The sequence below is a fragment of the Pandoraea cepalis genome (genome assembly GCF_902459665.1).
Taxonomy (GTDB): domain Bacteria; phylum Pseudomonadota; class Gammaproteobacteria; order Burkholderiales; family Burkholderiaceae; genus Pandoraea; species Pandoraea cepalis.
This window is the reverse complement of the sequence record NZ_CABPSL010000018.1, coordinates 67,444-80,427: the sequence shown is the minus strand read 5'-3', so window position 1 is coordinate 80,427 and position 12,984 is coordinate 67,444. Positions and strand designations below refer to the sequence as shown.

Annotated in this window: 12 protein-coding genes; 11 read left to right on the top strand and 1 reads right to left on the bottom strand. The window is 63.5% G+C overall.

Features of this window, described 5'->3' with window-relative positions:
• Positions 1-79: 79 nt before the first annotated feature.
• From PCE31106_RS19375 to PCE31106_RS19325, 11 genes are all read left to right on the top strand, one after another.
• Positions 80-751 (top strand): response regulator, encoded by a 672-nt coding sequence (locus PCE31106_RS19375; protein WP_026131524.1) that lies wholly within the window; start codon positions 80-82, stop codon positions 749-751.
• Positions 744-2,138 (top strand): sensor histidine kinase, encoded by a 1,395-nt coding sequence (locus PCE31106_RS19370; protein WP_254441190.1) that lies wholly within the window; start codon positions 744-746, stop codon positions 2,136-2,138. The genes PCE31106_RS19375 and PCE31106_RS19370 overlap by 8 nt, the downstream gene beginning before the upstream one ends.
• Before the next feature lie 370 nt (positions 2,139-2,508).
• Positions 2,509-3,390 (top strand): sensor histidine kinase, encoded by an 882-nt coding sequence (locus PCE31106_RS19365; protein WP_150564405.1) that lies wholly within the window; start codon positions 2,509-2,511, stop codon positions 3,388-3,390.
• Entirely contained in the window at positions 3,387-4,046 is a 660-nt protein-coding gene (locus tag PCE31106_RS19360; protein ID WP_017231583.1) for a response regulator, read from the top strand. Before PCE31106_RS19365 ends, PCE31106_RS19360 begins: the two co-directional genes overlap by 4 nt.
• A 492-nt stretch (positions 4,047-4,538) precedes the next feature.
• Complete coding sequence (locus PCE31106_RS19355) at positions 4,539-6,002, top strand: flagellin N-terminal helical domain-containing protein (RefSeq protein ID WP_150564404.1); 1,464 nt, start codon at positions 4,539-4,541, stop codon at positions 6,000-6,002.
• 162 nt (positions 6,003-6,164) lie between these two features.
• Positions 6,165-8,231 carry a flagellar filament capping protein FliD gene (gene fliD, locus PCE31106_RS19350; protein WP_150564403.1) on the top strand — a complete coding sequence of 689 codons (2,067 nt, stop codon included), beginning with the start codon at positions 6,165-6,167 and terminating at the stop codon, positions 8,229-8,231.
• 39 nt (positions 8,232-8,270) lie between these two features.
• On the top strand, positions 8,271-8,705 hold the full coding sequence (gene fliS / locus PCE31106_RS19345; RefSeq protein ID WP_017231580.1) for a flagellar export chaperone FliS: 435 nt from the start codon (positions 8,271-8,273) through the stop codon (positions 8,703-8,705).
• Positions 8,698-9,036 carry a flagellar protein FliT gene (locus tag PCE31106_RS19340; RefSeq protein ID WP_150552893.1) on the top strand — a complete coding sequence of 113 codons (339 nt, stop codon included), beginning with the start codon at positions 8,698-8,700 and terminating at the stop codon, positions 9,034-9,036. The genes fliS and PCE31106_RS19340 overlap by 8 nt, the downstream gene beginning before the upstream one ends.
• Positions 9,037-9,080: 44 nt before the next feature.
• The gene (gene fliK / locus PCE31106_RS19335) at positions 9,081-10,514 is read left to right on the top strand and encodes a flagellar hook-length control protein FliK (protein ID WP_150564402.1); all 1,434 of its coding nucleotides are present in this window, start codon (positions 9,081-9,083) and stop codon (positions 10,512-10,514) included.
• Positions 10,511-10,903, top strand: a complete 393-nt coding sequence (locus PCE31106_RS19330; protein WP_150564401.1) for an EscU/YscU/HrcU family type III secretion system export apparatus switch protein — start codon at positions 10,511-10,513, stop codon at positions 10,901-10,903. The genes fliK and PCE31106_RS19330 overlap by 4 nt, the downstream gene beginning before the upstream one ends.
• Before the next feature lie 239 nt (positions 10,904-11,142).
• Complete coding sequence (locus PCE31106_RS19325; protein WP_150564400.1) at positions 11,143-12,342, top strand: ATP-binding protein; 1,200 nt, start codon at positions 11,143-11,145, stop codon at positions 12,340-12,342.
• A 164-nt stretch (positions 12,343-12,506) separates the two neighbouring features.
• Here the strand turns inward: PCE31106_RS19325 and fliE are convergent, their stop codons facing one another.
• Positions 12,507-12,842, bottom strand: a complete 336-nt coding sequence (gene fliE, locus PCE31106_RS19320; protein ID WP_017235190.1) for a flagellar hook-basal body complex protein FliE — start codon at positions 12,840-12,842, stop codon at positions 12,507-12,509.
• Positions 12,843-12,984: the final 142 nt, after the last annotated feature.

Sequence of the window (12,984 nt, the reverse complement as noted above, 5' to 3'; positions counted from 1 at the left end):
TTGGCTTGCGCCGGTTCGGCGGGCACACTCGCCGTCGCTGTCTGCGTCGCTGCCTGCGTCGCCCTACGCCTTTGCCGTCATGAAACTGCTGCTGATCGAAGACAACGACACCCTCGCCCACTGGCTCGCCCGCATGCTGCGCGACGACAACTTCACGGTCGACGCCGCGCGCGACGGCGACGCCGCCGACCGTCTGCTGCAAACCGAGACATACGACGTGGTGCTGCTCGATCTCATGCTGCCCAAGCTCGGCGGCAAGCATGTGCTGCGACGGCTGCGTGAGCGTCGCAATAATGTGCCGGTGATCATTCTCACGGCCAGCGGTTCCGTCGACGAAAAGGTCGACTGTCTCGGTGCGGGGGCCGACGACTATCTGGTCAAACCCTTCGAAGTGCGCGAGCTGATCGCGCGCGTCAAGGCGCTCGCCCGCCGGCATGCGCCCGAACAGAGCGCGGATCTGGTGTGTGCCGATCTGGCCTATCACGCGGGCACGCGACAGTTCACGATCGCGGGTGCGCCGCTCGCGCTGCCGTCGCGCGAGCATGCCGTGCTCGAAATCCTCATGCGCAAGCAGGGAAAGACCGTTGCCAAAAGCGCCCTCGTCGACGGCGTCTTCGGTCTCGACGACGAACCGAGCGCCGATGCCATCGAGATCTATATCCATCGTCTGCGCAAGAAACTCGAGACGAGCCACGCGGCCATCATGACGCTGCGCGGCCTGGGCTATCTGCTGCGCGCCAAAGATGCTTAGCCTTCGCGTACGGCTGCTGATGTGGCTGATGCTGCCTCTCACGCTCTACATCGGCGCGAGTGGATGGCAGGCCTATCGCAGTGCGCGCGACACCGCCGCGCTCGTGCAGGACCGGGCCTTGCTCACGTCGGCGCAAGTGATCGCCGGGGAACTCACCTGGGTCGATGGGGCCCTGCGCGCGAGCGTGCCGCCCTCCGCACTCGAACTGTTCGCGTCGCCGGCGCGCGATCGGGTGTTTTATCAGGTCGTCACCGAAGACGGTCAATTGCTCGCCGGCCCGCCGGATTTCCCGCGCCCGCCGCTCTTTTCCGGCACGACCCCGGCGTACTTCAGCGTCACCGTGAATGGCGAGCCGCTTCGGGCCGTCAATTATGTGCGCACGATGTACAACGCCGGCACACCCTATCAGGTCGCGGTCGTGGTGGCCGAAACGATGCACGCGCACGACGCGATGCTCTCGCAGTTGTGGGAACCGTCGCTGCACCGCCAGATCGCCATGGCCGCGCTGGCCGCCTTGCTGGTGCTCATCGGCCTGACGGTCGAACTGCATCCGCTCATTCGCCTCAAGGACGAGGTCGCCGGGCGCGCGCCGCAGGAACTGGTGCCCATTCGCGCCGGACAACTCCAAACCGAACTGCGACCTATCGTCGACGCCATCAACCTATGCATCCAGCGGCTCTCGGCACAGGCGCAGCAGCAGCGGCGCTTCGTGGCCGACGCCGCGCACCAGCTACGCACCCCGCTGACGCTGCTCGATACCCAGTTGCAGTTCGCCGCGCAGCTCGATGATCGCGCGGCGCTGGCCGACGTACTAGCCGCCATGCAGACGAGCAGTCGAGGGCTGGCCGATCTCACCAACAAGCTGTTGCTGCTCTCGCAGGCGGAGGCGGCCGACACGCCGGCGTTCTCGCGCTCGCGTGTCGATCTGGTGGCCGTGGCGGCCGCCGTGCTCGAGGAACTCGTCGCCCTTGCGCAACGACGCCATATCGATCTGGGATTGGAGACGACCGAAGCGCACGTGTGGGTCGAGGGCAATGGCGAGCTGTTTCACGCCATGGTCATGAATCTTGTCGACAATGCGATCCGCTATATCCACGAGGGTGGTCGCGTGACCGTCGCCATCGACAGTCCTCAGGACATGGCCCGCCTGCGCGTGATCGACGATGGGCCGGGCATCCAGGCCGAGGCGCGGCAGCGTGTGTTCGAGCGCTTCTATCGCAATGCGCCGCCGGGTCAGCCCGGCACCGGGCTGGGGCTGGCCATCGTCAAGGAAATCGTGGCGGCCAGTTACGGCACCGTGACGCTGGCGTCGGGCGACGACGGTCGCGGTCTGATGGTGACCGTGACGCTACCGCTCGCGATAGAGGCTGAACGCAACGCCCTTTAGAAGACGTTGCCGGCGTCACGTCTCCGATACCGCACACCGCAAGCCTGCACCGCCGCCTGATAGAAACTCGCAGCCGTATGAATTCGCAAGAAAAACTCAGGCTTTACCGTTGGTTAGATTGAAAAAATCGTTTGAAACACTGGCTCGACTCCATGCGCTAGGACAAACCCTGATATATTTTGGGGTCTTCGCAGAATTCCCCTTAAGCAAGCCAATACTTTTTGATCCAAATCAAAGAGTTATGCTTCGACGTCCGTCACGTGCTTGTTTGCCACGTGTAATTGTGACGAAATGTAAAGTTTGTTAAATTCGGTGGGGTCTCGGCGCGCAAGTTGCGGCACGGGACTTTTTCTCTCAGGAATTTGCCTCCATGCCGTTTCTCGTCGATCGTGCCGCACAGGCTGCGAGACGTCGCGTGTCACTCGACGACGCGTTGCACACGCGCGCCGTGACGCCGACATCGGGTCCGGCGGCCGCTTGCGACACAGCGTTGCCCGCCGAGTCCGCCTCGCGCGCGCCGGCGCAGTCCGAGGCACACGCGATAGACGCCGCTCGCGAAGCCGAGCGCACGCGCCTGGCCAGGGAGATACACGACGGACTTGGGGCGCACCTCACGGCATTGCAGCTGGTGGTAGCGCGTCTTGCCACGCGCGCCCCGGCCGACGCCGCCGAGTGGCAGTCCCTCTGCACCCAGATTCAGCAGGCAGCAAACGCGGCGCAAGACGCGGCGGATGACCTCGTCTGCCGCCAACGCCCCCCCGCGCTCGACGCCGGTCTCGTCGCGTCGTTGCGCGCCTGGCTGCGTCGCTTTGGCGAACAAAGCGGTCTCACCTGCATTTGGCGCTGCGACGACGTGACGCGCGAGCGCGTCGCCAGGCTCACGCCCGACGCGGTGCTGGCGTTATATCGAATTGCGCAGGAAGCGTTGACCAACGTTGCCCGACACGCACACGCCTCTCGCGTAGTGGTGGCGCTCGACAGCGGTCATCGTTCACTCAAACTCACGATTTCCGACGACGGTTGCGGCTTGGTCCGCGGCGCGCGTCGCAAGCAGGGACATTTCGGATTGGTTGGGATGCGCGAGCGCTGCACGGCGCTTGGCGGCACGATACGTATTGGCAGTGCGCAAGGATCGGGGACGCTCGTGAGCGCGCGTCTTCCCTGGCACCAGATTCTGTCGTCCCCGGCCGCGGCACCCGCGACCGGCCATCATGCCCCGGAATCGCTTGCTCTTCACGGATACGCATCATGACGCTCAGAGTGCTCATCGTCGACGACCACGCCATCGTGCGTCAGGGCGTGCGACAGTTGCTCTCCGACAGCGGGAGCATCTCGGTCGTCGGCGAAGCCGACTGCGGCGCGGAAGCGCTGGAGATGACCGACGCCGCCCAGTGGGACATCGTCCTGCTCGACATTTCGCTGCCCGACACGAACGGTCTCGAAATCCTCAAGACCCTGCGACGCAAACATCCGCGTCTGCCGATCATGATCTTCAGCATGTACGGTGAAGGCCAGTTCGCGCTTCGGGCCCTCAAGGCCGGCGCGGCCGGTTATCTGAGCAAGCGCTCGAACGCCCAGCAGTTGGTCTCGGCCGTGCGGCAGGTCGCCGCGGGCCGCAAGTATGTCAGCCCGATGGTCGCCGAGACGCTCGCCGACTACCTCGGCCCGGACGCCGACCAACCGCCGCACGAGCGCCTGTCCGACCGGGAATATCAAACGCTTTGCATGATCGGCTCGGGCAAGCGCCTGACCGACATCGCCAATGCGCTTTCGCTCTCGGTCAAGACGGTGAGCGTGTATCGCACGCGCCTGCTGGAAAAGATGCGCCTGAACAACAACGCCGAACTCACCTATTACGTGATGCAACACGGCCTGGTCAGCGCCGAGATGGGACCGCTCTGCGCCTGAGCGTTCTGGCACCACCCCATCAGAAGTAAGCGATCACTACGTGGCCCGCGAACGCGGGCCACGTGCATTTCGGACCGCCGAACCGACCTCGGTCGTCGACAGCGTTACGTCCGGCAACGCTTTCTCACCCGGGCGAGAAATTTTCTCGTGCGCCTTCAAAGCGTTGCCACCTGCCGAGAATTGGCGGTCGCGCGACAGGGGCCAGGCAGTCGCCTGCGCCTCTCCAAGCCTTACAGGGATTGAATAAGCGGCAGATTGCCCCTTTCCTTGCGGGATCGATCGGGGAAGAATTTTGTAGACTGGTCCGCTAGCGTTTTTCCTACATCGACAGGGCCCGTCGATGGGGGGTGACACATCATTTTGTGAAATCACCCTAAATTTTCCCAATGGCCGTCCGATATCCCCTACAACGGCGGCTTTCGGCGAATGGCTGTAGAGCCGAAGTTACGGCGCTTAAGCCGGAGCCAAAAATTTTGGGAAAGGAGTGGCTAAATGTCATCTGTCATCAATACCAATATCTTCTCGCTGGTTGCACAACGTAACCTGAGCACGTCGCAGTCGAGCCTTCAGACGTCGATCACGCGTCTGTCGTCCGGTCTGCGCATCAACAGCGCCGCCGACGATGCCGCCGGTCTGGCTATTACCGATCGCATGTCGTCGCAGATCAACGGTCTGACGCAAGCGCAGCGCAACGCCAACGACGGTATCTCACTGGTGCAGACCGCTGCTGGTGCTCTGTCGTCGATCACCGACAATCTGCAGCGTATCCGTACGCTGGCCGTGCAAGCGACCAATACGACGAACTCGGATTCGGATCGCGCAGCACTGGATCAGGAAGTTCAGCAGCGTCTGGCTGAAATCAACCGTACCGCTCAGCAGACCCAGTTCAACGGTCTGTCGGTGCTGAACGGTTCGATGGGCACAGCCAACTTCCAGGTGGGCGCCAACGCCGGTCAGACCATTTCGGTCAACCTGTCACAGAGCATGGGCATCAACAGCATTGGCTCCGTGGCCAGCGCCTCGTCGACCGCTGCCTTGACGAAGGGCGCACCGTTCGTCGCAGACGCCACGACCAACACGATCAGCGTGACCGCCGGCGGCGGCACCGGCGGCGCCGTAAAGGTCGCTGCAGGCACCTACAGCACGGCAGCTCAACTCGCAGCAGCTATCAATGCCGCCGCGACGACCTCGAATGGGTCTGCAATCACCGTGGCAACCGTTACCGCCACAGGCGAGCTTTCGATTGCTGGCGACGGAACGAACTCAACCGTCATCGCCACCGCCGGTACTGCCAACAACTTGGGCATCACCAGCTCGACCTCGGCCACGGTCGCATCGACCTCGACGAAGGTCGCCAACACGCTGACAGGAGCTATCACCTTGGCCGCCGGCGATCTGACGATCACTGGCGCCAACGGTACAGCCACCCAGATAACGGGCACGTTCAACACCCCGACGGACCTGGCCAACGCAATCAGTGCGACGAATACCGGCGTAACTGGATATATCGACTCGACTGGCAAGCTGAATCTGCTCTCGCACTCGGCATTCACCATCGCAGGCTCGGCGGGCGGTCTCACCGCCACTGGCCTGACGGCAGCGGCGGCCGCGAACGGCGGTGTCCAGGCCGTCAACGCCAACTCGACTCTGTCGTCAGCCAACGTTACGAGCATCGACAACGCCACGAAGATGATTGCTCAGATCGACTCGGCAATCAGCACGGTAGACACGCTTAACGCAACGCTGGGTGCAGTTCAAAACCGATTCCAGTCGGCCATCGGCAGCCTGTCGACGTCGACGCAAAACCTGACCTCGGCGCGTTCGGGCGTTCAGGACACGGACTACGCCGCGGAAACGGCCAACCTGACCCGCTCGCAGATCCTGCAACAAGCTGGTATCTCGATGCTGTCGCAGGCCAACCAGTTGCCCCAGCAGGTGCTCAAGCTTCTCCAGTAAGTTCGGAGTAGACCGTAGCAGAGCTGCCAATGTGCGCTCACGCGCACGACGGTAGGGTCGGCGGCGTCACTGCGTTGCGGTGCCGCCGCCGCAAGCTTTGCAGTCCCGGGTAGAAACGCCGCGGCCTGACAGTAAAATCAGTTCAACGGAGCGAAAGTAAAAATGGCAACTTCGACGAGTGCGACAGGTAGCATTTCTTCCCCCGGCATCGGTTCCGGGCTGGACGTCAATGCTCTTGTAACGAGTCTGATGCAGCCGGCGAACAACAAGCTCACGCTGCTGAAGAACCAGGAAGCGAGTTACCAGACCAAGCTTTCCGCGATCGGGACATTGCAGTCTGCAATGAGCGCATTTCAGAATTCCCTGACCACGCTGTCCAGTGCGTCACAGTACCTGCAAATGTCCGCAACGACGGCCGACACGACGATGCTTTCAGCCACTGCTGACACCTCGGCCGCTGCGGGTTCATTTTCGGTCAATATCAGCCAACTCGCGCAGGCGCAGAGTTTGTCGACGATAGGCGTGACCAGTCAGACGGCTTCGCTGGGGTCTACCAATGCCGCGACAAAATTGACGATTTCGTTTGGCACGATCACGGGGACGGCCACGAACGGTGTCTACGGCAGCGGCACGACGTTTGCCGCGAATGCCGCCCAGTCGCCGGTCACAATCACGATCGACAGTTCCAACAATTCGTTGCAAGGCATTCGTGACGCCATCAACGCGTCGGGAGCCAACGTATCGGCGACGATCGTCAACGATGGAAGTTCCACCCCCTACCGCCTCGTCCTGACGTCAAAGACGACCGGTCAAAATATGAGCATGCAGATCACTGCCGCAGCCGGTGGCGACGCGCAAATCACAAATCTGCTCTCGTACGATTCGACGGCCGCGCAAAATCTGACGCAAACTGCTGCAGCGCAAAATGCGAATCTGACCGTTAACGGCCTGAACATCACCAGTGCAACGAACAACATCACCGGAGCCGTTCAAGGGTTGACAATCAATGCCCTGAAGGTCGGCAATACGACGGTGACAACCACCAACAATACGAACGCCGTTACCACTGCCGTTTCGAATTTCGCAAACGCATATAACACCATCCAAAGCACGATAACGAGCCTGACGGCCTTCGATAAGGCTGGAGGTGGTGCCAATAATGGCCCGCTCATCGGTGATTCAACGGTACAGCTCGTACAGAATCGCATCCAGCAGATTCTCAATTCCAAGCTTCCGGGCGTCGGAACCAATGCCTTGTCGTCGCTCGCGCAGATCGGCGTGACCTCTCAGGCGGACGGCACGCTATCGGTCGATCAAGGTGCGTTGAACAAGGCGATTAGCTCAGGTGGGTTTTCCCAACTCGCCTCGCTACTTGCGACCAACGGCATTACATCGGACAGTTTGGTCTCGTACACGGGTTCGACGAGTAATACGCAAGCCGGTGGATACGCGATTAATATTTCGCAGGTGGCAACACAAGGTGCATCTGTCGGATCTATTGATCTGACCAAAGGCGGTACAGTCTCACAGGTCACCATCGATCAGACCAACAATCAATTGGCCGTTCAACTCGACGGAAAGTCGGCGAGCGTCGTTATCCCCCCTGGCACGTACACACCCGATACGCTCGCCGCCGCGATCCAATCGGCGGTGAACGGGAATAGCACGTTCAAGGATGCGGGTTCAGCGATTGCGGTCACGCAGAAGAATGGCAGTCTGACCATGACTTCGACTCGCTATGGTTCTGCTTCGAAGGTCTCGGTAGGGGACGTCGCCGGGGCAACGCTCTTTGGAACAACGACCAACACGACGGGCATTGACATCGCCGGTACCATCGGCGGATATCAGGCGTCGGGGAGCGGCCAAACGTTAACGGGCATTGCAGGCGCCCCCACCAGCGGACTGAAGATCACCGTAACCGGCGCGACGACCGGGGATCGAGGAACTATCAATTTCTCGCAGGGCTATGCGTCACTTCTGAACAACCAGGTTACGGACTTCCTGAGCACCTCGGGAGCGATTTCGTCGGCCACAAATAGCTTGAACGCAACGATCAAGCAGGTTCAGCAGCAGGAATCAGCCTGGCAGGACCAGATGACGCAGATGCAGAACCGCTACCTCGCCCAGTTCACGGCGCTGGACGCGACGATGGCCAAGTTGCAGAACACGAGCGACTACCTCAAGCAGGTGCTTGGCGGGTCGTCGTCTTCGTCGTCGTCCTCGAAGTAAGCGCGCGACGCACTCACGCCGCGCGCTTCGGAGAAAGTCATGTACGGTCAAAACGCCGCCAACGCTTATCGCAAAGTCGGACTCGAGACGGGCGTCATCGCCGCGAGTCCGCACCAGCTCATCATGATGCTGTTCGACGGCGCCAAGGCAGCCCTCACGAAGGCCCGCGTCCATTTCGAAGACGGCCGCATCGCCGATCGCGGACTCGCGCTCTCGAAAGCCATCGGCATCATTGGCGGTCTGCGCGACGGACTGGACATGGACGCCGGCGGAGAACTGTCTCGCAACCTGCGCGATCTTTACGACTACATGGGCCAACGCCTGCTCGAAGCGAATCTCGAGAACGACGTGGTCAAGGTGCAGGAGGTCGACACCCTGCTCGATACGATTGCATCGGCCTGGCGAGCGATCACGCCGGCGGCCGGCACGGGGGCCCCCGCCGCACAGGCGGGCACCGGAGTGCGCTATGAATGAAGCCAAGACGTTGCTGAACTGCTACGAGAGCATTGCCGGCCTCACGGAGCGCATGCTCGGCGTAGCGCGCGATGGCGATTGGGATGCCCTCATCGACCTCGAGATGCAGTATCGTGCACAGGTCGATTCGATCAAACAGCTCGACGCGTCGCTACCGCTCAGCGAGGACGAGCGGGCGCGAAAGCACGCCGTCATCCGTCGCATTCTGGCCGACGACGCCGCGATCCGCGATCTCGTGGTACCGCGTTTGGCGCATCTGGATGCCATGATCAACAGCACACGCCGTCAACGTGCCCTGCACGAAGTCTACGGCCTGAACCTGGGCGCCTGACGCGCCAGCGCGTCGCGTCGCCCATTCTTTGGAGTCAGTCAGGTATGGCCGGTCTCGATTCGGTGCTGGCCACAACGCTCGCACGACGGCTCGACACATTGCTGGGTGTCGGGCAAGGCGCGGCCTCGACGACTGCGCCCGGTGCCGTATCGGGCCTGCAGCCCACCGGCGACGCCACGTCCGCCCTCGTCGACCTCGCCACCCGCCCGTCGACGACGGCCGTCGGACTCGGTAACGCGCCGCCGCAAACCGGTGCCCGGCTTCCCTCTCCCGTTCAACAGGCGACGCTCTCGGCCGCCGCGCGCACCATCGACACGATTCTGCGGCTGGCACCCGACTCGCCCGGCCCCGTGCAGGCGAGCACGCCCGTATGGCCGGCCGCGCCCGGCACCGGCGCGCCCGCGCTCGCGCCACTGCTCGCGGCGGCGTTGAAAGAGGCGTTGTCCGCGAGCGGGCTCTTTTACGAATCGCATCTGTCGCAGTGGGCCTCGGGCAGCCGCTCGTTCGAGCAACTACAGGCCGAGCCGCAATTGCGCTGGCCCGCGTCGGCGAATCTGGCCGCGCAGTTGCGCGCGGCCGGTGCCGACGCCACGCTGCCCGGTCCCGGCCCCCTCACCCGGTTGCTCGGCCCTGCGGGCGCCGACGCCGTGCTGGCCACCGGTTGGCCGACGCTCAGCCCGTCGACCCTGCCCGTGGCGGCCGCCTCCGGTGCCGCGTCGCCCGGCGTCGTTGCGCCACCGGCAACGGGCGAGGCAGCCGATAGCGGTCTGCATGCGAGCGCCAATCTGCCCAACACGGCCAACGCGTTGGCGCATGCCGCAAGTGTGGCGCACACAACGAGCAGCGTATTGCCAGGCGCGCAGGGGGCCGACGCCACCCTCGCTGCGCTGAGCAACGGCTCACCGCCCAATGCTGCGCCGCACGGCCCGGCCGGGGCGATGGCCGCCGTGGCGAATGCGCCCGCGGAAAGTGTCACGCTGGTGCGTCAGCAGCTGGACATGCTGGTGAATCCGCAATTCCAATGGAACGGCATGGCGTGGCCGGGAGCGCCGATGGCATGGCAGGTCGAGGAACGGGCCGGGCAACCGATGCCCGGCGAGGCGGCCACGCCCTCGACGTGGCATACCCATCTGCGTCTCACGCTGCCGTTGCTGGGCACGGTCGACGTCACGCTCGGGTTGTCCGGGCAGCAGTTACAGGCGCGCCTGCTGACCGATTCGTCCGTGTCGGCCGATGTACTGTCGCAAGAGGGTGAGGTATTGCGCCAGCGACTCGCGGCCGTCGGACTCATCGCGAGCCAATTGTCGTTCGGCGCGCTGACGGACGCGGGGACAAGCGTCGGCGGGTCATCGGCAGGTGCCAACCCGGCCGACCCTGCGCGCCCAGTGCACGCTGCCGCCCCGACCAATGCCACCGGGCAGCGAGGGCCATCGGCGGGCGATGTGCCGCCAGACGCAGAGACCGGAGGTGCGGCATGACGCTGCCACCGGAACGTCGCACGGCGATCGCGCTCGCCTACGGGGCGAACGACACGGCACCTCGCGTGGTGGCGAAGGGCTACGGCCTGCTCGCCGAAACGATCGTGCGCACCGCGCACGAGCATGGCCTGTATGTGCATGAATCGCCGGAGCTGGTAAGCCTGCTCATGCAGGTCGACCTCGATCAGCGGATTCCGGCGCAGCTCTATCAGGCGGTCGCGGAGTTGCTGGCGTGGCTCTACAAGCTCGAAGCGGGACGGGGTGGCCACCCGCCGCCGCTGCCGCCGGGCGTCGCCGCCCCGGCGTCCTCGGCCGACTTGCCGGCCGCCGCAGCCACGTCACCGTCCAACGCATTCGACAATCCGTCCGCCGACCACCGCACGCGCTAAGTCATGCCGTTCGCACATCGGGCGAGCGTGCGGTGAAGTGTCTGAATTCCTGCCCTGCCCCGTAACCGCTGACGAGCGGCGCACCGCTGCGGGCAATGGCCTCCCCGCCTTCCGCGCGACGGGTAGACGTTTCGCCATCCGCGCAGCACAAGCGATCTCACTAGGATTCTCTCCGTATGTCGCGGCACCGCGTGCCGGGCATGAGCATTCGCTCGCCAACCCAACCTTGCGTGTCTGCCATGGAAGCCATTCAGAATCCTTTCAATCCCGGCGCGGGAACACCGCCGCCCGCCTTGTCCGGACGCGATGATATTCGCGAGGAAGTGCGCGTCTGCATCGAACGCCTTCGCATCGGACGCCACGCCAATGGTCAACTGCTGATCGGCCTGCGTGGTGTCGGCAAGACGGTGCTGCTCGAACGCCTCCTTTACGATACCGAACAGCAAGGCGCGATCACCGTGCATCTCGAAGCCCCGGAAGTGAAGTCGCTGCCGGCCTCGATCGCCCCGGCGTTGCGTGTCGCGTTATTGCGCATGAGTCGAACACAGTCGGCGAAGGACACCGTCGTTCGAGGATTGCGCGCGCTCGCCGGCTTCGTCTCCGGATTGAAAGTCACCTATGACGGCATCGAAGTCGGTCTGGATTACGCGCCCGAGCCAGGTCTGGCGGATTGCGGCATTCTCGACCTGGATCTTTGTGCACTGCTTGTTGAGGTGGGGCGCGCGGCCCGATCGGCGCAAACCGTGCTCGCCATTTTTATCGACGAGCTTCAGGGCATGCCGAGGCGGGAGTTGTCCGCGTTGCTTTACGCCCTTCACCGATGCGCGCAATACCGGCTGCCCGTCATTCTGATCGGCGCAGGCTTGCCGCCACTGATCCGGCAGGTGGGTGACGCCAAGTCCTATGCGGAGCGAATGTTCGAAATCGCCACGATCGGACCGCTCTCGAATGCCGGGGCACGCGATGCGATCGCCGTCCCCGCCGCACAAGCCGGCGTCGCCATCACGCCGGATGCGCTTGACGAGATCGTCGAGCGCACGGGCGCCTACCCGTATTTTCTCCAACAATGGGGGAAGCTCGTCTGGAAGGTGGCGCACGAAAGTCCCATCACTTCGGAACACGTCAGACTTGCGTCGAGGGCGGCCATCGATGCGCTGGATAACAACTTTTACCGCCTCCGCTTCGAGCAGCTGACCCCGACGGAAAAGCGCTACCTGCGGGCGATGGCAGAGTTGGGAGAAGGTCCGCACGATCTGCACACCGTCGCCGCAGAATTCGGCAAACCTGCCGAAGCGCTTGAACCGGTTCGACAGGCACTCGTCAACAAGGGCATGCTCTACAGCACCCCGCTGGACGATGCGGCATTCACCGTGCCGCGCTTTCACGCATTTCTGAAGCGCATCATGCCGCCGCAACTCGCATGCGCGGGTGCGGCATGACCGGTGCGCGGCCTGCCGGCCCGGGCACGTCATCGGCCGGCAGCGCATCGCCACTCTCACGAGCACGCACCCGCCGACAATAAAAAAGCCCCGTCCAAGGTCGACGAGGCCTTTTCGGTGCGGACGACGTGCTTCGGCGCGCCCTCCCATGCCCTACGTGGGCATTACACCTGCATGTTCATCACGGTCGTATAGGCCGACACGAGTTTGTTGCGCACTTGCAAGCTCATCTGGAAGCCGATGTTGGCTTTCTGCAGATCGACCATGACGTCGTTGAGCGCCACGCCCGGCTGCCCCATTTCGAACGCGCGGGCCTGCGACTCCGCGCCGTTCTGCGCCGACGAGACGCGCTTGAGCGAGTTTTCCAGTTCGGACGCGAAACCACCCGTCGCCGAGGCCGCGCCGGTGCCAGCGGTCGAGGTGCCCAGGATCGAGCCCGCCGCCTGCGACGCCACACTGCCCAGCTTCTGCAATACCGACTCGATCCCCGGAATGGCCATGATGCTCGTCCTCGCTTGTCTTCGATTGGCACCGGCAGCGCCGCGACACCGCGTCGCGCTCACCGGTTTGCCTTTTATCAGTTACGTCGGAGCTTACCACCGCCTGGCAAGCCCCCAAGACCCTAATTGGCGGCAAAACACC

What these genes read in the sequence shown, in the direction of transcription:
- PCE31106_RS19375 (WP_026131524.1), top strand. Translation starts at nt 80, where the DNA reads ATGAAACTGCTGCTGATCGAAGACAACGACACCCTCGCCCACTGGCTC.
- PCE31106_RS19370 (WP_254441190.1), top strand. Translation starts at nt 744, where the DNA reads ATGCTTAGCCTTCGCGTACGGCTGCTGATGTGGCTGATGCTGCCTCTC.
- PCE31106_RS19365 (WP_150564405.1), top strand. Translation starts at nt 2,509, where the DNA reads ATGCCGTTTCTCGTCGATCGTGCCGCACAGGCTGCGAGACGTCGCGTG.
- PCE31106_RS19360 (WP_017231583.1), top strand. Translation starts at nt 3,387, where the DNA reads ATGACGCTCAGAGTGCTCATCGTCGACGACCACGCCATCGTGCGTCAG.
- PCE31106_RS19355 (WP_150564404.1), top strand. Translation starts at nt 4,539, where the DNA reads ATGTCATCTGTCATCAATACCAATATCTTCTCGCTGGTTGCACAACGT.
- fliD (WP_150564403.1), top strand. Translation starts at nt 6,165, where the DNA reads ATGGCAACTTCGACGAGTGCGACAGGTAGCATTTCTTCCCCCGGCATC.
- fliS (WP_017231580.1), top strand. Translation starts at nt 8,271, where the DNA reads ATGTACGGTCAAAACGCCGCCAACGCTTATCGCAAAGTCGGACTCGAG.
- PCE31106_RS19340 (WP_150552893.1), top strand. Translation starts at nt 8,698, where the DNA reads ATGAATGAAGCCAAGACGTTGCTGAACTGCTACGAGAGCATTGCCGGC.
- fliK (WP_150564402.1), top strand. Translation starts at nt 9,081, where the DNA reads ATGGCCGGTCTCGATTCGGTGCTGGCCACAACGCTCGCACGACGGCTC.
- PCE31106_RS19330 (WP_150564401.1), top strand. Translation starts at nt 10,511, where the DNA reads ATGACGCTGCCACCGGAACGTCGCACGGCGATCGCGCTCGCCTACGGG.
- PCE31106_RS19325 (WP_150564400.1), top strand. Translation starts at nt 11,143, where the DNA reads ATGGAAGCCATTCAGAATCCTTTCAATCCCGGCGCGGGAACACCGCCG.
- fliE (WP_017235190.1), bottom strand. Translation starts at nt 12,842, where the DNA reads ATGGCCATTCCGGGGATCGAGTCGGTATTGCAGAAGCTGGGCAGTGTG.